General features: G+C 40.0%; 27 protein-coding genes and 1 tRNA gene. 12 read left to right on the forward strand and 16 right to left on the reverse strand.

The features are described 5' to 3' along the window. Window positions 1-54 precede the first annotated feature (54 nt). Together HW120_RS09835 and HW120_RS09840 are read right to left on the reverse strand one after the other, a co-directional pair. Window positions 55-855 (reverse strand): sulfite exporter TauE/SafE family protein, encoded by an 801-nt coding sequence (locus HW120_RS09835; protein WP_177733668.1) that lies wholly within the window; start codon window positions 853-855, stop codon window positions 55-57. Continuing rightward, on the reverse strand, window positions 856-1,488 hold the full coding sequence (locus HW120_RS09840) for a Crp/Fnr family transcriptional regulator (protein WP_177733670.1): 633 nt from the start codon (window positions 1,486-1,488) through the stop codon (window positions 856-858). Window positions 1,489-1,733: 245 nt separating this feature from the next. On the opposite strand from HW120_RS09840, the gene HW120_RS09845 reads away from it, so the two are divergent. Then, window positions 1,734-3,008 carry a Glu/Leu/Phe/Val family dehydrogenase gene (locus tag HW120_RS09845; RefSeq protein WP_177733672.1) on the forward strand — a complete coding sequence of 425 codons (1,275 nt, stop codon included), beginning with the start codon at window positions 1,734-1,736 and terminating at the stop codon, window positions 3,006-3,008. Between the two features lie 68 nt (window positions 3,009-3,076). On the opposite strand, the gene HW120_RS09850 is transcribed toward HW120_RS09845, so the two are convergent. Further along, window positions 3,077-3,454 (reverse strand): DUF423 domain-containing protein, encoded by a 378-nt coding sequence (locus HW120_RS09850; protein ID WP_177733674.1) that lies wholly within the window; start codon window positions 3,452-3,454, stop codon window positions 3,077-3,079. A 111-nt stretch (window positions 3,455-3,565) separates the two neighbouring features. On the opposite strand from HW120_RS09850, the gene HW120_RS09855 reads away from it, so the two are divergent. The 3 genes from HW120_RS09855 to HW120_RS09860 are packed head-to-tail and all read left to right on the forward strand — an operon-like array spanning window position 3,566 to window position 4,625. After that, window positions 3,566-4,114, forward strand: a complete 549-nt coding sequence (locus HW120_RS09855; protein ID WP_177733676.1) for a hypothetical protein — start codon at window positions 3,566-3,568, stop codon at window positions 4,112-4,114. Then, on the forward strand, window positions 4,111-4,245 hold the full coding sequence (locus tag HW120_RS17790) for a hypothetical protein (protein ID WP_262888412.1): 135 nt from the start codon (window positions 4,111-4,113) through the stop codon (window positions 4,243-4,245). The genes HW120_RS09855 and HW120_RS17790 overlap by 4 nt, the downstream gene beginning before the upstream one ends. Before the next feature lie 2 nt (window positions 4,246-4,247). Next, a complete protein-coding gene (locus tag HW120_RS09860) occupies window positions 4,248-4,625 on the forward strand; it encodes a YchJ family protein (RefSeq protein ID WP_177733678.1) in 378 nt (125 codons plus the stop codon). Window positions 4,626-4,658: 33 nt separating this feature from the next. Here HW120_RS09860 and HW120_RS09865 read toward each other — a convergent pair whose 3' ends face one another. The 6 genes from HW120_RS09865 to pyrE form a co-directional block, all read right to left on the reverse strand. After that, the gene (locus tag HW120_RS09865; RefSeq protein ID WP_177733679.1) at window positions 4,659-5,402 is read right to left on the reverse strand and encodes a GNAT family N-acetyltransferase; all 744 of its coding nucleotides are present in this window, start codon (window positions 5,400-5,402) and stop codon (window positions 4,659-4,661) included. Window positions 5,403-5,404: 2 nt separating this feature from the next. Beyond that, entirely contained in the window at window positions 5,405-6,298 is an 894-nt protein-coding gene (bla, locus tag HW120_RS09870; protein WP_177733681.1) for a class A beta-lactamase, subclass A2, read from the reverse strand. Between the two features lie 42 nt (window positions 6,299-6,340). Then, the gene (locus tag HW120_RS09875; RefSeq protein WP_177733683.1) at window positions 6,341-7,522 is read right to left on the reverse strand and encodes an MFS transporter; all 1,182 of its coding nucleotides are present in this window, start codon (window positions 7,520-7,522) and stop codon (window positions 6,341-6,343) included. 50 nt (window positions 7,523-7,572) lie between these two features. Beyond that, entirely contained in the window at window positions 7,573-8,157 is a 585-nt protein-coding gene (locus HW120_RS09880; protein WP_177733685.1) for a TetR/AcrR family transcriptional regulator, read from the reverse strand. A 178-nt stretch (window positions 8,158-8,335) separates the two neighbouring features. Continuing rightward, window positions 8,336-8,728 (reverse strand): SRPBCC family protein, encoded by a 393-nt coding sequence (locus HW120_RS09885; RefSeq protein ID WP_177733687.1) that lies wholly within the window; start codon window positions 8,726-8,728, stop codon window positions 8,336-8,338. Window positions 8,729-8,760: 32 nt separating this feature from the next. Next, window positions 8,761-9,408, reverse strand: coding sequence for an orotate phosphoribosyltransferase (pyrE, locus tag HW120_RS09890; protein ID WP_177733689.1), 648 nt, complete (start codon window positions 9,406-9,408; stop codon window positions 8,761-8,763). 7 nt (window positions 9,409-9,415) lie between these two features. Between pyrE and HW120_RS09895 the strand changes: the two genes are divergently transcribed. After that, complete coding sequence (locus HW120_RS09895; RefSeq protein ID WP_177733691.1) at window positions 9,416-10,015, forward strand: NUDIX hydrolase; 600 nt, start codon at window positions 9,416-9,418, stop codon at window positions 10,013-10,015. A gap of 38 nt (window positions 10,016-10,053) precedes the next feature. Here HW120_RS09895 and HW120_RS09900 read toward each other — a convergent pair whose 3' ends face one another. Then, window positions 10,054-11,787: a M14 family metallopeptidase gene (locus HW120_RS09900; protein ID WP_177733693.1), complete on the reverse strand. Its 1,734-nt coding sequence runs from the start codon at window positions 11,785-11,787 to the stop codon at window positions 10,054-10,056. Between the two features lie 110 nt (window positions 11,788-11,897). Between HW120_RS09900 and HW120_RS09905 the strand changes: the two genes are divergently transcribed. Beyond that, window positions 11,898-12,761, forward strand: a complete 864-nt coding sequence (locus tag HW120_RS09905; protein ID WP_177733695.1) for a T9SS type A sorting domain-containing protein — start codon at window positions 11,898-11,900, stop codon at window positions 12,759-12,761. A gap of 52 nt (window positions 12,762-12,813) precedes the next feature. Here the strand turns inward: HW120_RS09905 and coaD are convergent, their stop codons facing one another. After that, window positions 12,814-13,269, reverse strand: coding sequence for a pantetheine-phosphate adenylyltransferase (gene coaD, locus HW120_RS09910; protein ID WP_177733697.1), 456 nt, complete (start codon window positions 13,267-13,269; stop codon window positions 12,814-12,816). A 23-nt stretch (window positions 13,270-13,292) separates the two neighbouring features. Further along, the gene (locus HW120_RS09915) at window positions 13,293-14,264 is read right to left on the reverse strand and encodes a D-alanine--D-alanine ligase (RefSeq protein WP_177733699.1); all 972 of its coding nucleotides are present in this window, start codon (window positions 14,262-14,264) and stop codon (window positions 13,293-13,295) included. Between the two features lie 144 nt (window positions 14,265-14,408). Here HW120_RS09915 and HW120_RS09920 point away from each other — a divergent pair, with 144 nt between their 5' ends. Together HW120_RS09920 and HW120_RS09925 are read left to right on the forward strand one after the other, a co-directional pair. Next, the gene (locus HW120_RS09920) at window positions 14,409-15,029 is read left to right on the forward strand and encodes a PASTA domain-containing protein (RefSeq protein ID WP_177733701.1); all 621 of its coding nucleotides are present in this window, start codon (window positions 14,409-14,411) and stop codon (window positions 15,027-15,029) included. Continuing rightward, on the forward strand, window positions 15,019-16,065 hold the full coding sequence (locus tag HW120_RS09925; protein ID WP_177733703.1) for an RluA family pseudouridine synthase: 1,047 nt from the start codon (window positions 15,019-15,021) through the stop codon (window positions 16,063-16,065). The genes HW120_RS09920 and HW120_RS09925 overlap by 11 nt, the downstream gene beginning before the upstream one ends. A gap of 187 nt (window positions 16,066-16,252) precedes the next feature. On the opposite strand, the gene purL is transcribed toward HW120_RS09925, so the two are convergent. After that, on the reverse strand, window positions 16,253-19,939 hold the full coding sequence (gene purL / locus HW120_RS09930) for a phosphoribosylformylglycinamidine synthase (RefSeq protein ID WP_177733705.1): 3,687 nt from the start codon (window positions 19,937-19,939) through the stop codon (window positions 16,253-16,255). A 107-nt stretch (window positions 19,940-20,046) separates the two neighbouring features. Continuing rightward, window positions 20,047-21,600: a hypothetical protein gene (locus HW120_RS09935; RefSeq protein WP_177733707.1), complete on the reverse strand. Its 1,554-nt coding sequence runs from the start codon at window positions 21,598-21,600 to the stop codon at window positions 20,047-20,049. Window positions 21,601-21,738: 138 nt separating this feature from the next. On the opposite strand from HW120_RS09935, the gene HW120_RS09940 reads away from it, so the two are divergent. The 4 genes from HW120_RS09940 (at window position 21,739) to HW120_RS09955 (ending at window position 24,107) form a co-directional block, all read left to right on the forward strand. Continuing rightward, on the forward strand, window positions 21,739-22,167 hold the full coding sequence (locus HW120_RS09940; protein ID WP_177733709.1) for a PaaI family thioesterase: 429 nt from the start codon (window positions 21,739-21,741) through the stop codon (window positions 22,165-22,167). After that, the gene (locus tag HW120_RS09945; protein WP_177733711.1) at window positions 22,164-23,228 is read left to right on the forward strand and encodes an isochorismate synthase; all 1,065 of its coding nucleotides are present in this window, start codon (window positions 22,164-22,166) and stop codon (window positions 23,226-23,228) included. Before HW120_RS09940 ends, HW120_RS09945 begins: the two co-directional genes overlap by 4 nt. Window positions 23,229-23,252: 24 nt before the next feature. Then, on the forward strand, window positions 23,253-23,969 hold the full coding sequence (gene bshB1, locus HW120_RS09950) for a bacillithiol biosynthesis deacetylase BshB1 (protein ID WP_177733713.1): 717 nt from the start codon (window positions 23,253-23,255) through the stop codon (window positions 23,967-23,969). Between the two features lie 62 nt (window positions 23,970-24,031). Continuing rightward, window positions 24,032-24,107: transfer RNA gene (locus HW120_RS09955), tRNA-His, on the forward strand. A gap of 80 nt (window positions 24,108-24,187) precedes the next feature. On the opposite strand, the gene HW120_RS09960 is transcribed toward HW120_RS09955, so the two are convergent. Continuing rightward, a complete protein-coding gene (locus HW120_RS09960; protein WP_177733715.1) occupies window positions 24,188-24,823 on the reverse strand; it encodes a hypothetical protein in 636 nt (211 codons plus the stop codon). A gap of 393 nt (window positions 24,824-25,216) precedes the next feature. Further along, on the reverse strand, window positions 25,217-26,206 hold the full coding sequence (locus HW120_RS09965) for a phosphotransferase (protein ID WP_177733717.1): 990 nt from the start codon (window positions 26,204-26,206) through the stop codon (window positions 25,217-25,219). Window positions 26,207-26,453 lie beyond the last annotated feature (247 nt).

The raw sequence follows: 26,453 nt of genomic DNA on the forward strand, positions 1-26,453 counted from the left end.
TTTTTTTATTAGGGTAAAGATAGGGTGTTGTCTTTTTTTACAGTGTGACTTTTGTCACATATGGAGGAATTCTTTCAGAAGAATGTAAACGGCCATAATTAAAACAAACCATCCAAAACCTTTTTTAAGCTGTGTTTCGTTAATATATTTATTTAAAAATATGCCTGCAAAGATACCAAAAACAGACAGTAAAGTAAATGTTAAAAGAAAATTCCAGTCTACATTCAGGTTTTCCAGATCACCGGTAAAACCAATGAGGGAATTGATGGCAATGATTAACAGGGAAGTACCAACGGCTTTCTTCATTGGGAGTCTGGCGAAAAAAACTAGGGTCGGGATGATTAAAAAACCACCGCCGGCACCCACCATCCCGATGAGTATGCCAATAAGGAATACCTGTGGAATCAGATAGCGGTAATTAATACTGCCGGAATTGCTTTCCGTATCGCATGTTGCTGCTTTTTTCCGAAGCATGGCCATGGCGGCAAAAAACATGATTACGGCAAAAAGCGCCATTAAAAAAGTGTCTTTGGATAAAGTGAAACCAGAGGTGCTGATTATCGTTTCGGGTATAGCCGGAACCAGAAACCTGCGGGTAAGAAAAACAGCAATAAATGAGGGTATGGCAAACAGGACAGCTGTTTTTACAGCTACAAGCCCTTTGAAATAATTGCGGAATGCTCCGAAGGAGGAGGTTGTTCCTACTATAAACAGGGAATAGGCTGTTGCCGTTACCGGCTGGATTCCCAGTAAGTATACTAAAACGGGTACGGTCAGTATGGAACCGCCGCCGCCGGTAAGTCCTAAAACAAGTCCGATGCAAAAAGCACCGATATAGCCGAAAAATGATTCCATTTAGAAGGTCAGAATTTCAATTTTATTGCGGTGTAACTTAATTTTCTGCTCGTCTTCCAAATGCTTTAATAGCCGGGAAATTACAACTCTTGAGGTGTTCATTTCGGAGGCGATTTCCTGATGGGTTGTCGCAATTTCGGTTGTGCCCAGCACTTTCGCTTTGTCGGTTATGAACTTATACAGGCGTTCGTCAAGATTCATAAAAGCAAGCGTATCGATGGCTTCCAGCATTTCCATTAACCGGATGTTGTAGCTCTCAAACACAAAGTTGCGCCAGGAAGGATATTTTACGACCCATTCCTCCATTTTGCCAATAGGGATCAAAACCATTTCGCCGTCGGTTTCGGCTACAGCCCTGATTTTGCTTTTGTTTTTCCCCATACAGCAGGTCAGGGTCATCGCACAGGTATCGCCGCGTTCTAAAAAGTACAGCAACAGTTCATCGCCGTTAGTGTCTTCGCGCATTATTTTGATAGCACCTTTTAAAAGCAAAGGCATCCATTCAATATTTTCTCCTATCTCGATAAGATAATCGTCGGCTTTAAACTTCTTGTAACTGGAAACAGTGCTGATTTCTTCGAGCAGCTGTTCTTCAAAAATGTAGTCGTAGGATTCGAATAGGAGTGATTTCATGCCATATTTTTTGTAAAGGTATCTTTTTGGAATGTAATAAGTTGTAACTTTTGTTACAAGTTCGCTATTTTCTGCTAAAACGGAAATGTAGAATTCTGAAATCCGGATTGAAAAATAGGCGTTTAAATTATGTTAATTTATTAAGTATTTCGTTTTTGCTTCAATTTTAATGCCCTATATTTGTATGCTTTTTTATATAGCAAATTAACAAACAAACAAAAATAAGTTGTAAATTATTAAATAGTATGGCAACAGCACAAAAGCCGAAGGCTAGCATGTATGAAAATGTTAAGAACCAGTTTGAAAAAGCTGCTTCTGTGATGGGATTGGATGAGACTGTTAAAAAAATCCTTTCTGTTACAAATAACGAAATCGTAGTTCACTTTCCTGTGAAAATGGACAATGGAACGGTAGAAATGTTCACAGGTTACAGAGTACAACACAATAATGTTTTAGGTCCTTACAAAGGAGGTTTGCGTTACCACGCAACTGTAGATATCGATGCTGCAAGAGCATTAGCTACCTGGATGACCTGGAAAACATCTTTAGCTGGTCTTCCTTACGGAGGTGGTAAAGGTGGTATCCAGTTAGATCCTAAAAAATATTCTACTTCAGAATTAGAGCGTATTACCCGTCGTTTTGCGTATGCATTAGGTGATAATATCGGACCTGAGCATGATATTCCTGCACCGGACGTTAACACGACAGCTCAGATGATGGCCTGGATTGCAGATACCTATATGTCTACAAAATCACCGGCTGAGCGTTCTAAAAACCAACACGTAGTTACAGGTAAACCTGTAGGTTCAGGAGGTTTGGAAGGAAGAGACAGAGCTACAGGATTTGGAGTAGTGGTTACTTTGGAGTCCTGGGCAAAATTGAGAGGAACTTCTTTAGAAGGGAAAAAATATATTGTTCAGGGATTTGGTAACGTAGGGTACTGGGCTGCACACTTTATGAACAAAAACGGAGCAATCCTTGTTGGTGTTCAGGATGCAACCGGAACAATCTATAACCCGGAAGGAATCGATCCGGAAGCTTTATTGCGTTTCCAGGCAGACAACAATACAATTTCCGGTTACAAAGGAACTCAGGATTATAAAGCAGAAGATTTCTTCGGAATTGACTGTGATATCATTATCCCGGCTGCTTTAGGAAACCAGATTACTGTTGAAAATGCAGATACAATCAAAGCTCAGGTAATTGCTGAAGGTGCTAACGGACCAACAGATACTGACGGAGAAGCAATCTTATTAGCAAAAGGTATTGAAATCATCCCGGACATCCTATGTAATTCAGGAGGTGTTATCGGAAGTTATTTCGAGTGGTTACAAAACCGTAACGGAGAAATCTGGACTATGGATGACGTAATCATCAAATTAAGAAAGAAACTGGAAGATGCTTTCAACAAAGTAGTTTTAACAGGAAGTCAGTACAAAACCGACTGGAGAACTGCAGCTTACATTCAAGCGTTAGCGCGTATTGAAATGGCTTACAAACAAAGAGGTATTTTCCCTTAATCGGGTAGAAATAATACAGAAAAAGCCACTCGGAAGAGTGGCTTTTTTTATGGTTATTATGTATTATTTTAAACCACCTTGGAAATGGCCAGGAAAAACCAGCCCAAAAACAGCAACATACCGCCAAGGGGTGTTATTGGTCCCAGGAATTTCAGCTTTTTACCGCCAATGCTGCTCAGGCACAAACCGTATATGCTGAATGAAAATAAAAAAGTACCGGCGATAAAAAAGAATGCCGTTAACGATTCGGTAGTTTTGGTGAAAGCAAAAAACTGACTGATGAAAACCAATGCCAGTGCATGATACATTTGGTATTTTACTCCGGTTTCAAAATTTTTCAGGGTTTCCGTGTTCATTTTCTTTTTGAGGATATGGGCGCCAAAAGCACCAAAAATGACAGCAAGACCTCCATAACAAGCGCCTATTGTTAGTACGGTATCTTTCATAAAATAAATTTTTGGGGATTAAAAATATAATGTAATTACTACAAATATACTATTCTTCAGGTAAATCATAGTATAATAAAATCCTAAAAAGGCATTTCTTATCTTTGCAGCATGAATGGGAAATCATATAATAAAACCAATTTTTTTAAACACACTTTCTGCATTTTTACTGAAGTAGCTCCAAATGAGGTAAGCGCTATACAGACGAATTATAAAAGTAAATCGGGCAGTAGCTATTATTTTACGGAAGAAGGTGTTTACCGCTATTCCAATCATTGGGGAAGAGCCGCAAATTGCCGATGGCGTTTGCTGCCTTTAGCCACGACTGACGGAACACGGGAGCGTATCGGGTATGCAAAATGGAGTGATTTCTATCCCAATAATGATTCGGATAATTTGTTTTATATAACTGTCGATTTTACAAGCGGAGCGGCTGTTTTTGAACACAAATCCAATCCTTTATATGATGGTAAGGCAGTATTGCGCAATGCTGCCGAAACCACAAAATACATGCAGCAGATCCGGAAGTTATTTGAAAGTGAAGCCTGGGCAAAATACCTGGAATATGAAGATCTGGATGCTCTTCGGGAAACCATTATTAACGAACTGCTGACCACTAATAAAACACTACAGCAAATAAAAAGCAGATTACTGATATGAGCCGTCAAAACGAGGAAAACAGAAAAAAGCACAGTAAAAAGATCCAGCATAAAAAGGTAAAAGAACAAAATGCTGCACAGTTGCGAAAAGAGAAATTAAAAGAAATATTAAAAAAAATCCAATCCGAATAATCATGACCGAAAAATGTTATTGCTGTTCCGGCCTGCTTTTCCGGGATTGCTGCGAACCGTATGTAAAAGGTATTAAAAAGGCTCCCACAGCCGAAGCACTGATGCGGTCCCGGTATTCGGCTTATGCAGTGCATGCAGTTGACTATTTACTGGCTACAACGCATATTTCCCGGCGAAAATACCATTCTAAAAAGGACATACAGCAATGGGCTGTTTCGAACCAGTGGCTGAAATTGGAAATAATTAAAGCAACGGAAAATACGGTGGAGTTTAAAGCTTACTTTTTAGATGCGTTGTTACAGCCCCAGGTACATCATGAAAAATCGACTTTTAAGCAGCAAAACGGAAGCTGGTTTTATGTGGACGGGAAGTTCTATTAATAATCTCCCGGTATACTGCCTAAGTACTCGCTGTTAAACAAAGGTTTCGAACAGTCTTTTATTCAGTATTTGCTGTGTTACAAATTTTCCGTTCAGAAAAACACTGTGAATTGTAAAAGGGACAAAATGGTTTTGTGCCTGTTCCCGCGTTGTTATTTTGTGAATTGTAATGGGGTAACCTTTTTCCAGGGCAGCGTTTTTTGTTTCTTCATTTACATAATATTCCGTAAACGGACAGGCATTAGTATAATATACCGCAATGCCTTTTGAAGTGTCGCATTCCCCTTTTTTGCAGCAGTCTTTAAATTTTGGAATTGCTGCGTTTTCCCGTAATGGTTTGTACCAGAGCTCAAAATAGGGAAGTGCCGTATCGGCCAATAGAAATCCCTGTTTTGCAAAGAATTTTTTGTCGGACATATACGGTTGTTTTTTTGCAGCGGTAATGACCATAATGCCATCCTTGTCCTTACTGTCGTTGACACATTCCTGAAATAATGCTTTACCGTATCCCTGGCCTTTAAACTGACCGGAAACCCAGAAACAGTTGATCAGCATATAATTTGGCGCGTGAACAGGAGCCCAGGCTTTTTCTGCCGGGACATATTCAATAAAAACTTTACCGCTCACATCGAGTTTCTTAAAAATATAGCCCTCTTTAAACTGCGAAGTGAGCCATTCTTTCTTTGCCGCATAGCCGCTGGATAATTTCTTATCACTAATGGCGCAGCAAATGTGCTCTTTGGAAATATTTTCGGCTGTGAGGGTAATGATATTCATGACTACTTGATTGAAAAATAGTCAAAGGCTGCTTTTGAAATTGCGGCAATGATCTTGTTGTTAGTGGTGTCACTTTCCATGGAATCACTAACAAAAACGGCTATGGCAAATGCCTGTCCGCCGGGAAGGTATACAATCCCGATGTCGTTTTCGGCGGCTTTAAGCCCGGTTTCTTTCCGGAAGGAACTTCCGGTTTTGTGTGCCACAACTACGTTTTGAGGCAACAGCCCTTTTATTTTATCCGGTCCGGTTTTGGTTCCCTGTAACACGTTTAACAGGTAGTCATAGGATGTTGGCGATAACACCTGAAGCTGGTAAAACTTCTTAAGTAGTAAAACCGCAGCAAACGGAGTGGTCGTATTCAGGTATTGGTTTTCCCATTTTTCATGCATTTCGGCTTCCGTTGCCTGAATACTGGTATTCGGGATTTTCAGGCTTTTGATGTAACGGTCCACCTTTTTAGTACCGCCAGCCAGGCGAAACAGTATGTCGCAGGCATTATTGTCGCTTAAAGAGACCGTATAGCTGATCAGTTCACTCAATTTGATATTGATATTGCCATAAGGATAATTCTCCCGTAACGGGCTATGCGTGTTTTCCAGTAAATCCGATTTTTTTACGAATATTTCCTGATCCAGCCTTAATTTTCCTTTATCAACCTGGTGTAAAATGGCCAATGCCAAATGGAATTTATACACACTCATGGTCGGGAAATGATGCGTATTGTTAATCGTTAGCGTATCGTTATTGGTCAGGTTATAGATGCCTACACCCACAGTAGCTTTTTTGTCTTTAATAATCTCATTGATCTGAGCCCTTAAGTTAGTTGTCTGAGCGGAAGTGTTCAGGGCAAGTGATAAGGTAAGGAGGATGGTAAAGCGCTTGCGGAGATTCATTGGAATGGCGTATTTGGGATGTGTAAAGTATCAAATTTACAATTATTTATTCTGTTTTTTTAATGTCAGCAGCCAAAAAATAAGCGCAATACTGCTAAATCCGGCTCCTAAAAGGCAAACGCCGCTCCAGCCGGATTTATTGTACACCTGCGTGGAGAGCAGGGCGCCGATACCGCTTCCGATGGAATAAAAAATCATATAAGCCGCTATTGTACGACTTACGGCTTGCGGCAATGCTTTGTACAGTATGGACTGGTTGGTTACATGTACTGCCTGTACAGCGTAGTCCAGCAGGATAATACCGGTAATGAGGAGGAGGATGTTATTGTACAGATAGCTCATAATCAGCCAGGATAGTATCAGGACAGCAAGCGCTATTCCGGTAGTTTGTTGTGCCCGCCCGCGATCGGCTAGTTTTCCGGCTCGGGCAGCACTTAACGAACCGATCACTCCCAGCAATCCAAATAATCCGATTTCTGTAGCCGAAAAAGAAAACGGAGTGGTGCTCAGTGGTAAGACCAGCGACGTCCATAAGGTGCTGAAAGAGGCAAACAGGAATAAGGCAATTACCGAACGTTTCAGCATTATTGGTTCGTCTTTGAAAAGCGTGAAAAGGGAGTGCAGCAGTTTGCGATAGCTGGTATCGGATTTAGGATAATCCTGTTTTGGGAGTTGGTAGCACAAAAATACGGTAATCAGGGTGGTTGCTGAGGCCGAGACGGTGTACACGGAACGCCATCCGGAAACATCTGCCAGGAATCCGGCCGCAGTTCTGGCTAATAAGATCCCTATAACAATACCGCTTGTGACCAGACCGACAACACGGCCGTTTTGTGAAGGTGTTGCTAATGATGCAGCATAGGCGACTATGGTTTGAGCAACAGTGGCCGATAGTCCCAGAACAAGCAAAGCACCCATAAAAACAAACTGATGGGAGGTAAAGCTGATTATCAGCAGCATTACTATGGAGATGAAAAACTGCGACAGGATTAGTTTCCGCCTGTTCAGTATGTCGCCCAACGGTACGATAAAAAATAATCCGAGGCCATAGCCAATCTGTGTAAGGGTTACGATTTGTCCGATGCTGTGCTCTTTTATTTTGAAGTCCAATGCGATGAGGTGCAACAGGGGTTGGGCAAAATAGACATTGGCAACGGCAAGCCCGCTGGCAATTGCAAATAAAAATACAGTGCAGGCGGTTAGCGGTGTGTTGTTTTCTGGCATAGGGATATTATTTTATTTTGTACTAATCGGTACAGAATTGGTTAAAAAAATTAGTCTAAAATGCCAAGCTGCATTTCAATAAGTCCGGAGAGTGCTTTGGGATCCGGATACAGGCGTCTGCTGATACCCAATCCGTTCCAGGTGGTTATTAAATAACGGGCGAGCAGATGGGAATCGTCTTTAGACTGCATCTGGCCTGCGGCCTGTGCCTGTTCAATGGTAAGCTGAAAAACGGTTTCAAGTTCCTTTAAATGCCGGGCGGCAATTTGCATTATTTGCGCATCGTTATTGGAAAATTCGGCAAGGGTGTTACCGAAAATACAACCTTTCAGATTGGTTGCTTTTGGTGCTTTTGCAATACTGCGGAACAGTTTTTTGATTTCTTCAACCGGAGCCAGGCTTTTGGCGATATTGTCTTTTAAGGTATTCAGTTCTTTTTGACTGACCTTTTCCAATACTTTTTCATAAAGTTCCTTTTTGCCGCCTTTAAAAGCTAAATAAAAGCTGCCTTTGCCAATGCCCATTGCCCGGAGCAGATCTTCCGTTGAGGTAATTTCATAGCCTTGTGACCAAAACAGGTCGGCAGCCTTCTCGATTACCGCCTCGTTGTCGAATATTTTAGGTCTTCCGGACATGCTAGTTTATTTGAGGGCAAAGATATAATATTTTACCAATCGGTACAAAATATATTTTTTAATAGTATTAGCAATTGATGGCAGAAGCAGTAAGGAAATCTAACGGATCACCCTGGGGCATAAAAAAACCTTTTAGTTTAACTAAAAGGTTTTTTAAAATTTTATAAGGAATTCCGGCTTACAGTTTGTTCATGTTTCCGGCTAAAGTTTCGATAAATTTACCGATAGGTCCTTTTACCATCATGGCCATCATCGGGTTAAATTCTCCTGTGAAAAGCAATTGAACTTCCGAGGTGTTTGCAGTAAGGGCATTAATATTTGCTGTTAAAGTGAAAGGCAGTTTATCGCTGGCAGCTCCTAAAACAACTTTGTTTGGGGCTACTTTATCTTTCATTTTTAATTTAATTTCCGGCATACCTTTTAAACCGAAAATAAAAGCGTTTTCATCCAATACTTCGAATTTAGCTATATTTTCAGGCATTAATTTCTCGAAATTCTTAACATCTGTTAAAGAATCGAATAGGTACTCGGCTGATTTCTCTACGTTAACTTTTGGACTTTCTAAATTCATATATAAGTATCGTTAGTGCTTTTTATGCTTGATTAAACTTCAATTCCCCAGGTTGAAGGGCTTTTACGCCATTCTTTTAAGGTTTCATGTTCTTCTTCGGTAATGTATTTTTTGGCAACTGCTTCTTCCAGTAAGGTGTCGTAGTTCCCCAAAGTATAGAGGTTAACGTTGGCTTCTTTGAAATTTTCAGTAGCAATTTCAAAACCATACGTAAAAATGGCCACCATACCTTTTACATTTGCACCGGCTTCTTTTAAAGCTTCAACAGCCATAAGACTGCTTTTTCCGGTACTGATCAGGTCTTCCACCACAACCACGTTCTGGCCTTTTTGTAAAAAGCCTTCTACCTGATTTTGTCTTCCGTGTTTTTTAGGTTCCGGACGAACATAAACAAATGGTAAACCTAAATATTCTGCAACCAATATACCAATGCCAATGGCTCCGGTTGCTACTCCGGCTATTACATCCGGTTTTCCAAACTCTTTTTCAATGTTTTTCGCAAATTCCTCACGGATATAATTTCTTATCGGTGGAAATGAGAGGGTTATACGGTTGTCGCAATAAATAGGCGACTTCCATCCAGAAGCCCATGTAAAAGGATTTTTTGGATTTAATTTAATTGCGTTTATTTGTAAAAGCAATTCGGCAGTTTTTTTAGCTGTGTCTGTATTAAAAATCATAGTACAAATGTATAAAGTTTTTGTGAACGACAAACCACTTTTCTTGACAAATGAAATTGTTAAAGAAACCGATTTTCAACTTTTTCTTTTGGAAAGTGTTGATATAAAGCAAGTTATTGTTAAAATGTTTCAAAACAAAATTCAGAAAGCTTTTTTATACTATCCGGACGAAAAGGAAATCCTGAAGAAACTCAAGGAGAAGATTCCGGTAGTAAAAGCGGGCGGCGGATTAGTGTACAACCGGAAAGGAGAGGTACTTTTTATCTTTAGAAACGGCAAATGGGACCTTCCCAAAGGCGGAATCGAGAAAAAAGAAGAGATCGAACAAACGGCCATGCGCGAAGTGGAAGAAGAAACCGGTGTTGACGGTTTGAAAATTACGCAGAAGTTACAGAAAACCTATCATGTTTTTAAGCGCAACGGGCGGTATAAGCTGAAAGTAACCCATTGGTTTGAGATGAAAACGAATTTTGAAGGGATACCACAGGGACAAATTGAAGAAGGTATTGAAAAAGTTGCCTGGCTGAAACCGGATGAGGTGAAAGAAGCGCTGACCAATTCCTATGAAAATATTAAGCTGTTGTTTCAGGCAGAAAAAGTTTTATAAACAAAAAACCAGAGCATTGCTCTGGTTTTTTATTGGTTTTATTTCATGATGCGGTATACCGGATACTGCAGGTGTGATTTCTCGTAATATTTAGAGTTTTTATAGACCCAGTCCAGTTGGGCGTCACCGCTGCTTTCAAATTTAGGATCGCTTTTTCTCTTTTTTTCCAGTGCTGCTCTCAGTTCCGGGTTTTCATCCAGTAACTGTTTTGCCACATCTTCAAATACATAAGGAGAGTAGTATTCCTTTTGCTGTAAAACGGCATCAAAGAAATTCCAGTTGAAATAGGAATCAACAGCTTCCGGTTCTAAAGTTTCCAACAGGAATTTTACATTTTTCTGCTGGGTGGCAATCAGGTAATCCCCTTTTTTCAACGTAACGGGCTTTTTTTCAACGGTAACGGTAGTGTTGGAATGGCCGTAATGACCTTCAAAAGCACTGTTTCCGGTTTTATAATCGGCTATTCTGTAGCTTTCCACAGTAATGAGCGTATCCTGTTTCAGCTGTTTCATTTCAATGTTATTCAGTTTCAGCAGGTCCAGAACATTCCACCATTGTTTCGGGATCACGTAATATTCCGGAATAGTAACCTGCTTTTTAGGTTTGTAAACTTCATAATAGGGAATCATCTTTTTGAATGGTTTGGAACGGTCGTAATACAATCTCGGTTTGCCGGAAACAGCACTGGCTTTGTATTTGCCTTCATATCCTAAAAACGGGATTTGGGTTACTTTGGCCGAATCGATTTCCCATTCTACCGTATATTTTTGGTCTGGCGTATAGCTGGCAAGGGTTTCTTTCCGGATTTTCTTAATCGTCTGGAAGTTTTTATCGGTATAGTTTAAGGTAGTTATCATGTATTCGTACGTCACCTTTACACGGTCGCTGTATTTTTTTAGCATGTGGGTTTCCACCATGGCTCCGAAGGAATTGAACATTGCGGCATAACCGGTAGAAAAACGGGCTGTTTCCATGTTTTTGGCAAAGCCGTTTTCGGGTGTTTTATTGTAAATATTCACATAAGGAACCGGTTCAATTTTTTTGGACTGCAGGTCTTTTAAAATGGCGGGATACATATCGGTATTGAAATATGTTCCGGCAGTACCGCCTAATTTCTGATAATGTGTGGAAATATAGGTTAATGTATATTGATAATCGGCACCGTTACTAACATGGTTGTCGATAAAAACATCCGGATAAACCAATTGGAAGATTTCCGCAAAACTACGGGCATTTCGGGTATCCGATTTAACAAAATCCCGATTCAGGTCATAATTCCGGGCATTTCCGCGGAATCCGAATTCTTCCGGTCCGTTTTGGTTAACGCGGGAAGTTGAATTTCTGTTTAAGGCTCCGCCGATATTGTAAATCGGAATGGCTACGACAACCGTGTTTTTGGGAGCAGTGATTTTTCCGGTAGCCAGATCCCGGAACAGCATCATGGTAGCATCTATACCGTCCGGTTCTCCGGGATGTATTCCGTTGTTGATTAAAAGAACGGCTTTGTTTTTCTGTATTTCCGGAAAGTCGAAGTTTTTTCCGGGATTAAACGTAACAATATGCAGCGGTTCGCCGCTGTCTGTTTGTCCCATGGTTTTCATGGCAATGGTTTCAAAATTCTGATCCAGTAACTGGAAATAGGCAATGGTCTCTTCATAGGTTGCCGTCTGGTTGCCATTTCCTTTTTCATAAGGTGTCGGAAATTTTTGCTGTGCCATTGTCGGAAGGGAATGCAGAAAGGGGAGGATCAGTAGGATTTTTATGAATTTCATTTTATATCCGGGTGTTTTTTATGATATTTTTATAAAAGGGGTTTGTTTTTTAGGTATTCTGTTTTTTTATCGTTAGCTTAGTGTTGCTTAATCAATTAAAAAATAAAAATATGAAAAAAATTACTCTTTTATGCTTGTTTTTTTTAATGTCTTTTGCAGTTGAGGCGCAAATTGTGCTCACACATTCTAATTCGCAGGCAATCAATGGAAATACAGTAGCTTGTGGTAACAGTACTACGGCAACATCCAGTGACAACAGGTATTACAGAAGTTTTAACCTGAATGCATTGGGGGTTACGGCTGCTTTTAATTTGTCGGCGATCCAGTTTGGCGTTAATTCCCTGACCGGAGCCAGCAGTTATGTAGTGACCGTTAAGGCATACAGTACAACGGCTGCTTTCCCTGCAGGGTTCCCGAATACCGGATATACTTTGTTAGGACAGGCGGATTATACCGTTCAGACTGCAAATGTAGGGACTATTGTTTCCGTTCCGTTAACGGCTACAGTTCCTGCAAATGCAACGTTAATCGTAGAAGTAGGATATGCCGCAGCGGCAACCGGATCCGGTATCCGAATCATTTTAGGATCCAATTCGGCCGGACAAACAGGACCAAGCTATATTGCTTCGACCACCTGTTCGATAATAACGCCAACAGATGTGGCAGCGGTGGGAACCGGTTTTCCAAATGTACACATGGTTATCAATGCAGTAGGAACGACATTGGGTGTTAATGAATTTGCCTCAAAATTAGTAATGGTTTATCCTAATCCGACGTCAGGATTGTTTACAGTAGAGCTGCCAAACGAATTGGAGATCCAGAAAGCAACGCTGGTTGATATCACCGGTAAACAATTTGCTTTAAAAACCAATACAGGAAGCAAAATTGATATTTCCGGTTTTGCAACGGGTGTTTACCTGTTGAATCTGGAAACTGCTGAAGGAAACTTAGTGAAAAAAATCGTGAAACAGTAAACGTTTCCCGCATGACAAAAAGTAAAGAAGCGCCCGGACAGGCGCTTCTTTTTTATTTTATTTTTACCGAATCCGGTACTAAAACAGTATAATCACCGCCGTTACGGATAACATCGCGGACAATGCTGGAACTGATATAGGAAGTACTGGCAGCCGTTAATAGAAATACCGTTTCAATATGGGATAACTTTCTGTTGGTATGGGCAATTGCTTTTTCAAATTCAAAATCCGCCGGATTGCGAAGTCCGCGGAGAATAAACTGTGCGTTTAACTTCTGGCACAGGTCAATTGTTAATCCCTGATAGGTCACTACCGAAACTTTCGGTTCGTTTTGAAAAGCATCTTCAATGAATTTTTGACGCGTTTCTAAAGAGAACATGTATTTTTTTTCGGCATTGACCCCAATGGCAACGATGATTTCATCAAATAGCGGAAGGGCTCTTTTAATAATATCATAATGTCCCAGAGTGATCGGGTCGAATGAACCGGGAAATATTGCTTTTCTCATTTGGTTGGTTTTTTGCGTTGGAATTATTGTAATGCTAATACGATAGCATTGTCAAACAATTCGGTTAAAGAAATTCCTGCTGCTTTTGCCTGTTGCGGTAAAATACTTTCGGTTGTTAATCCGGGAATTGTATTCATTTCCAGCATATACGGTTCGTCGTTAACAATGATAAACTCACTACGGGAAAAACCTTTCATTTTTAAAACATCATAGGCGCGTTTGGCTACCGCGCTTACTTTTTCGGTCATTTCCGGTGAAATTCTTGCCGGAGTGATTTCCTGGGATTTGCCCAGGTATTTTGCTTCATAATCAAAGAAATCATTTTCAGAAACGATTTCCGTTATCGGAAGTACCGTAGTCACCCCTTTATAGTTGATTACACCCACCGAAACTTCGGTTCCGTCCAGAAAGCTTTCAATGATAATTTCGTTATCTTCTTTATAGGCGTTTGCAATTGCCGGTAATAATTCTTCCACCGACTTTACTTTGGAAATTCCAAAGCTGGAACCGGCTTTGTTTGGCTTTACAAAACAAGGGAGTCCTACGGTTTTGATGATTGTTTGCTCGTCAATGCTATCGCCTTCGTTTAAGTAAAAAGAAGTAGCCGTTTTGATGCCGTATGGTTTTAAGACGGATAGCAGATCTCTTTTGTTAAACGTTAAAGCAGCCTGGTAATAATCGCAGGACGTTTGCGGAATACCTAATAATTCAAAATAAGCCTGCATTAATCCATCTTCGCCCGGAGTTCCGTGTATCGCATTGAAAACCACATCAAATTGTAATTTTACACCATTATACTCCACAGAGAAATCATGACGGTTTACCGGAAATTCAGCATTATTTTCGTCTACCATTACCCATTTGTCCTTAAAAATATGGATGCGGTAGGCGTTGTATTTTGACTGGTCCAGAAATTTATAGACTACATTTCCACTTGTTAAAGAGATTTGATATTCACTGGAATATCCTCCCATAATAATGGCAACATTTTTCATTTTGCTACGTTTGAATTATTAGTTAAGTATATTACAAAAGTATTATTATTTGTTGAATCATTCCGGATTGAATAATAAAATATAAGGCTTTAAAGAAAGTAAAAACCTTTAGTATTTTATATATTTGCCAAAATTCGATTATTTATGAGTTGGAAAAAGTTTTTAACCAGTTTTACATTCTTTAAAAATTTAGCATTAGCACTGATTATCCTGATTGTATTTGTGGTATTAGTGATGCAATGGTTAGGATATGCTACCAATCACGGGGAAGAAATTCCGGTTCCTAATTTGTCAAAAATGACTATTGATAAAGCAGAGGAGAAGTTAAATGACATTGATTTGGAAATTCATTTACTCGATACTGTTGATTTCAAAGCCGATTTCCCGCCTTATTCTATAGTAGAGCAGGATCCATTGCCGGGAGTAACGGTAAAAGACGGCAGAAAAGTGTATGTTAAGATTAACTCTGGCGGTTACTCGCAAGTGACCATGCCGGATCTTATCCAGAAAACATACCGTCAGTCGCTGTCAACTTTACGGGCTTTAGGTCTGGAAGAAGGAAACGTGAAATATGTTCCGTATATGGCTAAAGATGTTGTTTTGGAGATGAAACAGGGTGGAAAACAGTTAAAAGCCGGCGATAAAGTATTGAAAGCTTCAAAAATCGATTTGGTTTTGGGAGACGGTAAAACAGGATTTGTAGAGGAAACAGCAACGGATAGTATTCCTGTAAAAGAAAATACAACAGAAAGTAATGCAGAATAATAATATAAACGAAGAAGCCGATTTAGACGGTGAATTATTTGAACATTATCGTTTTGAAGCGGCAAAAGGGCAGGCTCCTTTGCGTGTGGATAAATTTTTAATGAATCTTGTTGAGAATGCAACAAGAAATAAAATCCAGCAGGCGGCAACAAATGGTAACATTTTTGTGAACGATATCCCTGTTAAATCCAATTATAAAGTAAAAGCATTTGATGTGGTGCGTGTGTTAATGGAACAGCCGCCGTTTGAAAATGTGATTATTCCGGAGAATATTCCGCTGGATATTGTTTTTGAAGACGATCAATTGCTGGTAATCAATAAACCTGCCGGACTGGTAGTCCATCCGGGACACGGTAACTATACCGGAACTCTGGTAAATGCGCTGGCTTATCATTTTGAGAACCTGCCGCTAAACAGCAGTGAGCGTCCGGGATTGGTACACCGTATTGATAAAGATACTACCGGATTGTTAGTGGTCGCCAAAACGGATATGGCGATGGCTTACTTGACGAAACAGTTTGCCGATAAAACTTCCGAAAGAGAATATGTTGCCCTGGTTTGGGGGAATATTGAAGAGGAGGAAGGAACGATTGAAGGCTATATCGGACGTCACATGAAAGACCGTATGCAAATGTCGGTTTATGACAGTGAAGAGTTTGGAAAACATGCGGTAACGCATTATAAGGTGTTGGAACGGTTCGGATATGTAACATTGGTTTCCTGTATACTGGAAACAGGGCGTACCCATCAGATCCGTGCCCACATGAAATATATCGGACATACCTTATTTAACGATGAGCGTTATGGCGGACACCTGATTTTGAAAGGTACTACCTTTACAAAATACAAACAGTTTATTGACAACTGTTTTAAGACTTTGCCAAGACAGGCACTGCATGCTAAAACATTAGGCTTCGAGCATCCGGTAACCAAAGAGTTTATGCGATTTGATACCGAATTGCCGCAGGATATGCAGGAATGTATTGAAAAATGGAGAGTGTACTCCAAATCCCATACTGTGGAAGAAGAAGAGTAATAAGTACATTGATATAAAAAATAAGGCGGGCAAATTTATTTTGCCCGCCTTATTTTTTATATCAAATCAAATCCCATATCTCAAACTTCGTATCTCATATATCTCAAATCAAACGTCATATATCAAATATCTCAAATCAGTCCTCTACTATTTAAAAACGCCCCGATGATTCGGGGCGTTTTTGTTTTTATTTGTTTTTATTGTCGATCCATTTACGGGCATTTACAAATGCTTCGTGCCATGGCGATACTTCATCCTGCTGTCCTGCCGGATAATGTGCCCAGTTCCAAGGGAACGTGGAACGTTCGATATGCGGCATCATTACCAGGTGACGACCGGTAGTGTCGCACATCATTGCAGTATTGTAATCCGAACCGTTTGGATTTGCCGGATAGCTGTCGTAAGCATATTTGGAAACAATATTGTACTGTTCTTCTGCATACGGTAATTTGAATTTTCCTTCACCGTGTGAAACCCAAACCCCTAATGTGCTTCCTGCTAATGTGGATAACATTACCGAGTTGTTTGGCTGAACGGTAACGGAAGTAAAGATACTTTCGTGTTTTGCACTTGTATTGTGGTGCATTTTTCCGTGTATTTCGTGTTCCGGGTTGACTAATTCCAGCTCCATAAATAACTGGCAGCCGTTACAGATACCTACCGAAAGCGTATTGTCGCGCTTAAAGAAGTTTTTCAATGCCGTATTGGCTTTTTCATTGTATAGGAAAGCACCGGCCCAGCCTTTGGCAGAACCTAAAACATCTGAGTTGGAGAAACCTCCTACGGCACCGATAAACTGGATATCTTCCAATGTTTCACGCCCGGTAATCAGGTCGGTCATGTGCACGTCTTTTACGTCAAATCCGGCTAAATACATCGCATTTGCCATTTCACGCTCGGAGTTACTTCCTTTCTCACGGATGATAGCGGCTTTCGGACGTGGTTTTGATGCGTCGATAACCGGTTTCTTACCGTCGAAATGTAACGGGAAAGTATAGTTTAGCGGCTGGTTTTTATAATTGTTATAACGTTCCTGCGCCATTCCGTTTTTAGACTGTTTCTGGTCTAAAAGGAAAGAGGTTTTGTACCAGGTATCTCTCAGTTCTGTAACATTGAATGCAAAAACGTCTTCATTATTGGTAATGGTTACGGTATTGATTTCCGTTACCTCACCAATTTTAAAGAATTCAATACCGTTGTTGTTTAGCACTGTTTCAGCTTCAGCATCTGCCTGGAAAACCAATCCGATGTTTTCGTTGAATAGGGCTTTAACGGTATCCTGTTCTTGTAAAGAGGATAAATCGTAAGCAGCACCCAGATTTACATCTGCAAAACACATTTCCAAAAGGGTAGTGATTAAACCGCCGCTTCCGATGTCGTGTCCGGCTTTAATGTTACCGGCCTTGATTAAATCCTGGATAGTATTGAATGCCTTTTTGAAATAACCGGCATTGGTGATCGTTGGTACTTCTTCACCGATTTTATTTAAAATCTGTGCAAAAGAAGAACCACCTAATTTAAAGCTGTCCTGAGACAGGTTGATATAATAAATGCTTCCGCCGTTTCGTTGTAAAACAGGCTCCACAATTTTAGTAATGTCAGCACAATTTCCTCCGGCAGAAATAATAACCGTTCCCGGTGCAATTACTTCGTCGTTCGGATATTTTTGTTTCATGGAAAGGGAGTCTTTCCCGGTTGGAATATTGATACCCAATTCGATAGCAAAATCGGAACAGCCTTTTACCGCTTCATATAAACGGGCGTCTTCGCCTTCGTTTTTACAAGCCCACATCCAGTTAGCAGATAATGAAACACTTTTCAGTCCGTCTTTTAACGGTGCCCAGACAATGTTTGATAAAGCTTCTGCGATAGCGTTACGGCTACCTGCTACCGGATTAACCAAAGCCGAAACCGGCGAATGCCCGATAGTGGTCGCAACCCCTTCTTTTCCCTGGAAATCCAAAGCCATTACACCCACGTTGTTTAATGGTAACTGTAATGGTCCGGCACATTGCTGTTTGGCAACACGTCCGCCCACACAACGGTCTACTTTATTGGTCAGCCAGTCTTTTGACGCTACGGCTTCCAATTGTAAAACCTGGTTTAAATAGGCCGGGATATTGGCTGTTGTATACTCTAAATCCTGATATTTTCTGTCGATGGTGCTGTCGTTCATGATCACTTTCGGAGAACTTCCAAACATGTCTTCCAAAGCAAAATCCATTGGTTTGGCACCCGTAGAAGCCGATTCGAAAGTAAAACGATGATCGCCGGTTACGTCACCCACAGCATACATTGGCGAACGTTCCCTGTCGGCAATACGCTGTAGCGTTTCCAAATCTTTTTCACCGATAACCAATCCCATACGTTCCTGTGATTCGTTTCCGATGATTTCTTTAGCAGAAAGAGTAGGATCACCAACAGGAAGTTTGTCTAAATCGATTTTTCCTCCGGTTTCTTCCACTAATTCCGATAGACAGTTCAAATGTCCGCCGGCACCGTGATCGTGGATGGAAACAATAGGATTGTGATCGCTTTCCACTAATCCGCGAACGGCATTGGCAGCACGTTTCTGCATTTCCGGATTGGAACGCTGGATCGCATTTAATTCAATTCCTGAACCGAAAGCTCCGGTATCTGCCGATGAAACAGCAGCACCACCCATTCCGATTCTGTAATTTTCACCACCTAAAATGACTACTTTGTCACCTACAGCGGGTTTTTGTTTTTTTGCCTGGCTTTCTTTTCCGTATCCGATTCCTCCGGCTAGCATGATCACTTTGTCGAAACCTAATTTGCGGGCATCTTCTTCGTGTTCAAAAGTCAATACCGAACCGGTAATTAACGGCTGTCCGAATTTGTTTCCAAAGTCGGAAGCTCCGTTGGAAGCCTTGATCAGGATGTCCATTGGAGTCTGGTACAACCATTTTCTTTCGTTCATGGCATTTTCCCACGGACGGTTTTCTTCCAGACGGGAATATGAAGTCATATACACTGCTGTTCCTGCCAATGGCAAAGAACCCTGGCCACCTGCCAAACGGTCACGGATCTCTCCTCCCGAACCGGTTGCTGCCCCGTTGAAAGGCTCTACCGTGGTAGGGAAGTTGTGTGTTTCCGCTTTTAACGAAATAACCGAATCAAATTCCTGAATAGCATAAAAATCCGGTTTGTCGGCTGTTTTAGGTGCAAACTGTTGTACGCGCGGTCCTTTTACGAAAGCCACGTTATCTTTATAGGCCGAAACGATATCGTTAGGATGTGTTTCGGATGTTTTTTTGATTAATTTGAATAAGGAAGTCGGTTTTTCTTCACCGTCAATCACAAATGTTCCGTTGAAAATTTTGTGACGGCAGTGCTCCGAATTTACCTGTGAGAATCCGAATACTTCCGAATCGGTTAACTTGCGCCCTAATTTTACGGCTAAGTTGTTCAGGTAATCCACTTCTTCCTGACTTAATGCCAATCCTTCTTTTTGGTTGTAGGCCGCGATGTCCTCAATTTCCAAAATAGGTTCCGGCTGGATGTTGATCGTGTAAATATCCTGATGAAGCGCAGTATATTTCTGGAAAAGCATCGGATCGAAATCGTTAAAATCTTCCGTTACTTTTTCAAATTCCTCAATCCGGATAATGCCCGAAATACCCATATTCTGGGTAATCTCAACAGCATTGGTACTCCACGGTGTGATCATTGCTGCACGTGGGCCAACAAAAAAAGCATCCAGAGATGCCTTTGTATCGTTAAGAACTGTGCAAGGGTTTTCAGTAGCGCTTGCAAACAGCCAGTTTAATTTCGTAATGTCCTGAGCAGAAAGCTCGCTTTGCGATTGTACTGCAAAAACCGTATTGGTCTGGTTTCCGAAGAAATGAATCATTGTGTGTGTTGTTTGTGTGTTGTTTTTAAAAATGCAAAATTAATCTAATTCGGTCAATTAGCCAATTTTGAAATCAGAATTAATTTAAGGAATATTTTACCGGGGTTTTATTCCGGAATATATTGATAAGCTCCCAGATCGGAACCGCCGTTTGGTCTGGAATTTCCTAAGATATCTTCTAAAAACGGATTGGCTACCGCTACACCATATCCTCTGGCACTGGAGTTTTCTCCGATGTTCAGCTGGTTTTTAGCGGTGTTTTTGAATTCCGGTTTAAAAGAATTACTGTTGGAATTTACAGCAATACGGCAATTTGCGTAATCTGTTGTATTGGCAATAGGGTATAGGCTATTGTTGGCATACTGTTGTGCTACATCAAAGAATTTAATCAGGCAGTTGTTGAATTTATAGTTAAAAGCTGCGGCAGGATTTTTACTCATTGAAAGCGAAATATTGCTGGAACCGAAGATAATACAGTTGTCAAACTGGGCTGCTTCCAAAGCAACCGGCTGTTCGGCAGGACCGTTATCGACTGCAACTGCAACCTGGTTCGGGCGGGACCAGTAGTTGGCAAAGGTGGATTGACGGAATGCATATTTCCCGCCATAGGTACAGGCTAATCCGGCCTGTCCGGCTTTGTTGATTACAACATTATCCCCTTTAACATGGGCATTACGGGCCAACAGGCCAACGTTGGCACTGTTGTATATCTGAACGTTGGTCAGTTTCAGTGTTTCGTCTGTACCGTCATTTCCTTCGGTTAATAAGCCTACAACGGCATTTTTAATGGTCAGGTTTTTTAAATGGTGTCCGGTACTGCCGTTGCGCAGCCAGATTGTTCCCCATTGTCCCGGAATTTCAGAGAAATCCTGTTCTAAACGATCTCCCTGGAAAATAACTTCATTTTCTAAGGCTTCCGTTGTCGATTTTGAACCGTCCACTTTTAAGCTGCCTCCGGTTTGTACAATCAGTCCGGATTCGGCATGGAAGTGGATTCGGGCACCGGCTTCAACTGTCAGTGTTTTTCCGGTCGGAACAGCGGCATAGCCGTATATTACATAAGGTTTGTCTTTTTTCCAAAGGAATTCATTCCCGTTATCAGGATGCACCTCATTTAGGTTCCGGCCTCTTGTGGTAAGGATGTTACCTTCGTTGTCGATACCGGCTTCCACCTGTTCGTAAATGCCGTTCGTACGTCCCGGATAGATGAAATAGGCATCTTTAACCAGCGTTACCAGGTCTACTTTCTGATAGTTGGCACCATAATCAAATTCGATTTTATCGGTATATAAATACTGGGCATCCGGATTGGCATACTCATTATAATTGATAGTGGTTTCCACAAAAATATACATACTGTCTTTTGCCAGCAGTTCTACATTGTTGAATACTTTACCGGGCATACCGTCGACCATTAAACGGTATTTTGAATTTTCTCCTTCTCCTAAGCGTACACTTGGGATTTTGATATCCTTATTACTACGGTTGTATACTTTTAAAGTATAGGTGCTGGAACCAATATTGGTAAAAACGGTATCCAGATAAACCGTTTCTTTAGAAAATTCTAAATTTCCGCTGCTGGGTTCAAACGAGAAATCGTTACGGCAGGAACTCAAAGAGATTAATATAGTCACTAAAAGAAAATAGTAATAATGGCGCATGGTTTTGAATTTTGGTAAAAATACTAATTTTTAGATGTTAAATTATACTTAAAAGAGAATTTATGTATAACGTTAAGCAAGGTAATTTATTCTCTCTTCGATTTTGATTTTGTATTTTTACCCTTCAAAAACTACACTATGTCATTTGATAAAGAAAAAGTACTGCAACTTTGCAATCATTTGTCGAAGAACACTTTGATGCAAACTTTAGAAATAGAATATATAGATGCCGGAGAAGATTTTTTAGTAGCCAAAATGCCTGTTAATCCAAGAGTACACCAGCCGATGGGCTTATTACACGGAGGGGCATCGGTTGCCCTGGCAGAAAGCGTGGGAAGTGCCGCTTCTATTATGTTTGTAAATCCTGAAAAACAAGAGGTAAGAGGGATTGAAATTTCGGCCAATCATTTAAAAAGCAAACGGGAGGGAATCGTTTACGGAACTGCCCGGATTATACATAAAGGAAGAAGTCTTCATTTATGGGAAATTAAAATTACCGACGAAGAAGGGAACCTGATCTCCCTGTGTAAGCTCACCAATATGGTTTTACCAAAAAGAGAGTCATGACCGATTTATTCCTTAAAGTAAAGATACAGCAAGGGATAAATTTGCCCTTTGTGATCTATTCCAAACCCGGTTCCGATGAAATAGTTGGCTTGTTTCAGAGCAATGATCATTTGTATCATGCCGAAACGTTTGCCGAAACGGGATTTGTTTTTGCACCCTTCGACGGGGAGAATTATGTTTTAATTCCGGAGGATTATGCGGAAATCATCATTGAAAAATATGAAAAGAATGCGCTGCCGGAAGACGTAAATATTCCAAAGGATTTTGAGCAGGAGGCTAAAGCCGATTTTGAGACACTGGTTGAAAAAGGGGTAGCAGCGATACAGTCAGGATATTTCCAAAAAGTGGTTTTGTCCCGCAAAGAGAAAGTAGCCGTTGAAAATAAGGAAACAGAGCATTTGTTTAACAGGCTGCTGTCTAATTATCCTAATGCCTTTAAGTATTGCTTTTATCATCCCAAAGTAGGGATGTGGATGGGAGCAACGCCGGAACAGCTGTTAAAAGTGAAGGACTACCAGCTGCAAACGGTGGCACTTGCCGGAACGCAGTTATATGAAGGAACGGAGAATGTGGTTTGGGAACCAAAAGAAATAGAGGAGCAGCATTTTGTAACCGAGTTTATTCTGGATAAGCTTAAAGACCGTGTTTCGGAGGAAGTGGTATCCAGTCCGTATACGGCACGGGCGGGAAATCTGCTGCATATCAAAACGGATATTTCGGCACGGTTAAACGATAAGGAAAGCCTGAAACAGGTTGTGGAAATTTTGCATCCCACGCCGGCTGTCTGCGGTTTGCCGAAACATCTTGCCAAAGATTTTATTCTTGAAAATGAAGGTTACGACCGGGAATTTTATTCCGGTTTTTTGGGAGAGCTCAACAAGAATTTTTCGACCGGAAGAAGTGAGCATTCCGATTTGTATGTCAATTTGAGATGCATGAAGTTAAAAAAAGAAAATGTACACCTTTTTATCGGTTGTGGTATTACAAAGGACAGTGATCCTGAAAAAGAGTTTTTCGAGACGCTGAACAAATCCATGACGATGAAAAAAGTGTTGCTATAATAGTTACGATATAAAGATTTAAAAATGAAATTAGATATACTGGCTTTTGGAGCGCATCCTGACGATGTAGAGTTGGGTTGTGGCGCTACCATAGCAAAAGAAATATCCTTAGGGAAAAAAGTAGGCATTGTTGATTTAACCCGCGGGGAATTGGGAACGCGCGGTTCTGCCGAAATACGCGATGAAGAAGCGCGTAAAGCGGGGGAAATATTAGGGATTGCCGTAAGAGAGAATCTCAGGTTCCGTGACGGCTTTTTTGTAAACGATGAAAAGCACCAATTGGAGATCATTAAAATGCTTCGCAAGTACCGTCCTGAAATAGTATTGTGCAATGCTGTTGACGACCGTCACATCGACCATGGAAAAGGTAGCAAGCTGGTTTCGGATGCCTGCTTTTTATCCGGATTGCGACGTATCGAAACGGAAGTAGATGGTGCAGCTCAGGAAGCCTGGCGACCAAAAGTAGTGTACCATTATATACAATGGAAAAACATCACTCCCGATTTTGTAGTGGACGTAACCGGGTTTATGGATACAAAGGTTGCCGCAATAATGGCATACAGTTCCCAGTTTTATGAGCCGAATTCTAACGAACCGGTGACGCCGATAGCCACAAAAAACTTTTTGGAAAGCCTGAATTACCGCTCTCAGGACCTGGGAAGACTGATCGGGACCGATTTTGGTGAAGGTTTTACGGCAGAGAGGTATTTGGCTGTCAATAGTTTAGAAAATTTAATATAATTTTCTTTAAAAAATATTTGCAGGATATGGGAAATGGCGTATATTTGCACCCGTAATCAAATGGTGATTGTAGCTCAGTTGGTTAGAGCGTCGGATTGTGGTTCCGAAGGTCGTGGGTTCGAGACCCATCATTCACCCTTAAACAACGAAAGCCTGTGCTATATAAAGCACAGGCTTTTTTATTGGGTACAACATAGGTAGAACATTTTTAAGTTTTATTATCCTAGAACTTTACTGATAATGGAACTAAGTTCTGAATCCAGATATTCTTTTAGGATACCATTTTTAGATTTCAGATATTCAAAAATATCATCATGAGATAATGAATGTGTTTCTTTTAAACCCTTTATAATTTGGCTAAGATAATCGGAGCTTGGTTTCTTAAAATCTTTTAATTCATACTCACTTGTCAGAGTTAAAATAGGATAACCCTCTATTTCACCTATATATAATGCCATACCATACCATGAATGCTGCTTGAATACTGAAGATCCGGTACTAATTGTATTTTCAAAATCAATATTTATTCTCTCAGTTGAACTTGTTTCACCCTTTGCTATATGATTGAATTGTTCTTTGGTGATTAAATACAATTTTGCATATGTGTTTTGTTCAGAGTTTTTAATCTTATTTATAAAAGCCACGCCGCCATTTTGCCATGTCTTAGAATTTTTAGAAAATATTAGTTCATAGTTTATTTTATATTGAAGTGTTTTGACCGGATTAGATATATCATTGCAAGGTTCATAGTCTTTATTACTTCCGGAAGGCTTACCTCCTTTAATGTAACACATAAAACGATCCTCATGCAAATTTGACCCATATACGGCATACCAAACTAAATCCTGTTTCATATTTTCCTCATTATTAAATTAATATTTATTGCTTAGTATCAGACAGATTAAAAAAGGAGGTGTAAATAGTGGAATTGATTATTATCTTTCCATATCAACATCTCTATCTTTTCTATAGTCGTTATCTATACCAGGTCTGTCCTTTAAAAAAATCATATTGCGCTCTATCTTTTTTTCGACTTCGTATTGCATCATACCTAACTGAAAACATTTAATATATTCCGATGATGGTGTTTTTTTGTTCTACAAGTTCGTAAAACGCTTTTTCTTCAAGGCAAATCTTATTAGCATCAACATTATTGTCCTGTTTACCGGACAATTGCTCCAATTTATTCTGATTTCACCCATGAGAGCTAAAAAATTTGTGAGCCGTTCGTTGTTTTCCAATTGTTATTACATTTCAATTTTATTATAAGCCATCCACCGTTTCATATTTCCTACCATTCGCTTTAAATGGTCTTCATTTAAGAAAATATTAGTCCAATATTCAAATCTGTCACACTGAACACTTATGTAATAGGTCATAATTGCTAAACAGGCAAAAGGCAAAAACTTTTTTTCTTCATCACTAATCTCAATTACGGATTCGTAACCTTTTAAAAAACGTTCGGCTTTTATCTGATATTCTTCTTCGTTTAAATTTGTTGCAAGTAACTGGTATAAAAAATAAGAAATGTCAAAACATAAGTAGCCGTTTCCACAAAAATCAAAGTCAAAAAAGGTCACGTCTTTTTCATCGTAAATATGTAAATTGTCAAACCAAACATCAAGATGAACACTTCCATATCTCATTTTCTGTTTGTCCATTCCGGGCATTTTCGACGTTAAAAAAATTGAGAGTTTTTCTAAAAATTCAGTTTCGCTGTTGGCTTTAGCGAAGAACTTTTTTATTCTTATAATAGAGTTGTCAAGTAAGTTTTGAGAATTATAAGACATTCTCGACAATTCAAAATTTTCTGTCGATTGATGGACTTTTGCTAGTGCTTGTCCAATTAAGAAACTTGTTTCAGCTGAAAATCTTGCTGTCTTGTTGCCTTTGGCATATGAAAATAAAACACCAAATCTTTTTCCTTCCGGCGCTTCAATTTCTTGTATGTATTCGTTTGATTTGTCTACTATTGGATAAGCAACCTGTTTGTCATTTTCTTTAAGATGAACTAAAAGTCTTAATTCTTCTTCTATTTCTGATTTTGTCCGCCAATTCCAGGTATAAACTCTAAAAACGTATTTGTTTTCGTTATCATGAACTAGGTATAAATGGTTCATTGCAAGGCGGAAGATGCTACATTCCGTTTTGTCGCTTAGTCCATATTTTTGCCTGATAAGTTCACTAAGTCCATTTGGCGAAAGTGTGCTATTTATTGTCGAAAATTTTTCTGTCATCAATCTTTGTTTGTCTATTGGTTATGGTTGCTGTACAATGACGGCTAACGCTCTAATTTACGCATTGCGTCAATCATCTTTGTATTTTGTATAAAGATGCGCTAAGTTAAGATGATTCTTGTTTTTTTATCTGAAATTATCAGAATTATATTTTTATGGGTGATTTTTTTGATAAAATAGAATACAAACTATGCGATAAAACAATTCTGTAAAAATGAAAAATCCCTTTATTAGAAAGGGATTAACA

Source organism: Flavobacterium inviolabile (assembly GCF_013389455.1).
GTDB lineage: Bacteria > Bacteroidota > Bacteroidia > Flavobacteriales > Flavobacteriaceae > Flavobacterium > Flavobacterium inviolabile.

What these genes read in the sequence shown, in the direction of transcription:
- HW120_RS09835 (WP_177733668.1), bottom strand. Translation starts at nt 855, where the DNA reads ATGGAATCATTTTTCGGCTATATCGGTGCTTTTTGCATCGGACTTGTT.
- HW120_RS09840 (WP_177733670.1), bottom strand. Translation starts at nt 1,488, where the DNA reads ATGAAATCACTCCTATTCGAATCCTACGACTACATTTTTGAAGAACAG.
- HW120_RS09845 (WP_177733672.1), top strand. Translation starts at nt 1,734, where the DNA reads ATGGCAACAGCACAAAAGCCGAAGGCTAGCATGTATGAAAATGTTAAG.
- HW120_RS09850 (WP_177733674.1), bottom strand. Translation starts at nt 3,454, where the DNA reads ATGAAAGATACCGTACTAACAATAGGCGCTTGTTATGGAGGTCTTGCT.
- HW120_RS09855 (WP_177733676.1), top strand. Translation starts at nt 3,566, where the DNA reads ATGAATGGGAAATCATATAATAAAACCAATTTTTTTAAACACACTTTC.
- HW120_RS17790 (WP_262888412.1), top strand. Translation starts at nt 4,111, where the DNA reads ATGAGCCGTCAAAACGAGGAAAACAGAAAAAAGCACAGTAAAAAGATC.
- HW120_RS09860 (WP_177733678.1), top strand. Translation starts at nt 4,248, where the DNA reads ATGACCGAAAAATGTTATTGCTGTTCCGGCCTGCTTTTCCGGGATTGC.
- HW120_RS09865 (WP_177733679.1), bottom strand. Translation starts at nt 5,402, where the DNA reads ATGAATATCATTACCCTCACAGCCGAAAATATTTCCAAAGAGCACATT.
- bla (WP_177733681.1), bottom strand. Translation starts at nt 6,298, where the DNA reads ATGAATCTCCGCAAGCGCTTTACCATCCTCCTTACCTTATCACTTGCC.
- HW120_RS09875 (WP_177733683.1), bottom strand. Translation starts at nt 7,522, where the DNA reads ATGCCAGAAAACAACACACCGCTAACCGCCTGCACTGTATTTTTATTT.
- HW120_RS09880 (WP_177733685.1), bottom strand. Translation starts at nt 8,157, where the DNA reads ATGTCCGGAAGACCTAAAATATTCGACAACGAGGCGGTAATCGAGAAG.
- HW120_RS09885 (WP_177733687.1), bottom strand. Translation starts at nt 8,728, where the DNA reads ATGAATTTAGAAAGTCCAAAAGTTAACGTAGAGAAATCAGCCGAGTAC.
- pyrE (WP_177733689.1), bottom strand. Translation starts at nt 9,408, where the DNA reads ATGATTTTTAATACAGACACAGCTAAAAAAACTGCCGAATTGCTTTTA.
- HW120_RS09895 (WP_177733691.1), top strand. Translation starts at nt 9,416, where the DNA reads ATGTATAAAGTTTTTGTGAACGACAAACCACTTTTCTTGACAAATGAA.
- HW120_RS09900 (WP_177733693.1), bottom strand. Translation starts at nt 11,787, where the DNA reads ATGAAATTCATAAAAATCCTACTGATCCTCCCCTTTCTGCATTCCCTT.
- HW120_RS09905 (WP_177733695.1), top strand. Translation starts at nt 11,898, where the DNA reads ATGAAAAAAATTACTCTTTTATGCTTGTTTTTTTTAATGTCTTTTGCA.
- coaD (WP_177733697.1), bottom strand. Translation starts at nt 13,269, where the DNA reads ATGAGAAAAGCAATATTTCCCGGTTCATTCGACCCGATCACTCTGGGA.
- HW120_RS09915 (WP_177733699.1), bottom strand. Translation starts at nt 14,264, where the DNA reads ATGAAAAATGTTGCCATTATTATGGGAGGATATTCCAGTGAATATCAA.
- HW120_RS09920 (WP_177733701.1), top strand. Translation starts at nt 14,409, where the DNA reads ATGAGTTGGAAAAAGTTTTTAACCAGTTTTACATTCTTTAAAAATTTA.
- HW120_RS09925 (WP_177733703.1), top strand. Translation starts at nt 15,019, where the DNA reads ATGCAGAATAATAATATAAACGAAGAAGCCGATTTAGACGGTGAATTA.
- purL (WP_177733705.1), bottom strand. Translation starts at nt 19,939, where the DNA reads ATGATTCATTTCTTCGGAAACCAGACCAATACGGTTTTTGCAGTACAA.
- HW120_RS09935 (WP_177733707.1), bottom strand. Translation starts at nt 21,600, where the DNA reads ATGCGCCATTATTACTATTTTCTTTTAGTGACTATATTAATCTCTTTG.
- HW120_RS09940 (WP_177733709.1), top strand. Translation starts at nt 21,739, where the DNA reads ATGTCATTTGATAAAGAAAAAGTACTGCAACTTTGCAATCATTTGTCG.
- HW120_RS09945 (WP_177733711.1), top strand. Translation starts at nt 22,164, where the DNA reads ATGACCGATTTATTCCTTAAAGTAAAGATACAGCAAGGGATAAATTTG.
- bshB1 (WP_177733713.1), top strand. Translation starts at nt 23,253, where the DNA reads ATGAAATTAGATATACTGGCTTTTGGAGCGCATCCTGACGATGTAGAG.
- HW120_RS09960 (WP_177733715.1), bottom strand. Translation starts at nt 24,823, where the DNA reads ATGAAACAGGATTTAGTTTGGTATGCCGTATATGGGTCAAATTTGCAT.
- HW120_RS09965 (WP_177733717.1), bottom strand. Translation starts at nt 26,206, where the DNA reads ATGACAGAAAAATTTTCGACAATAAATAGCACACTTTCGCCAAATGGA.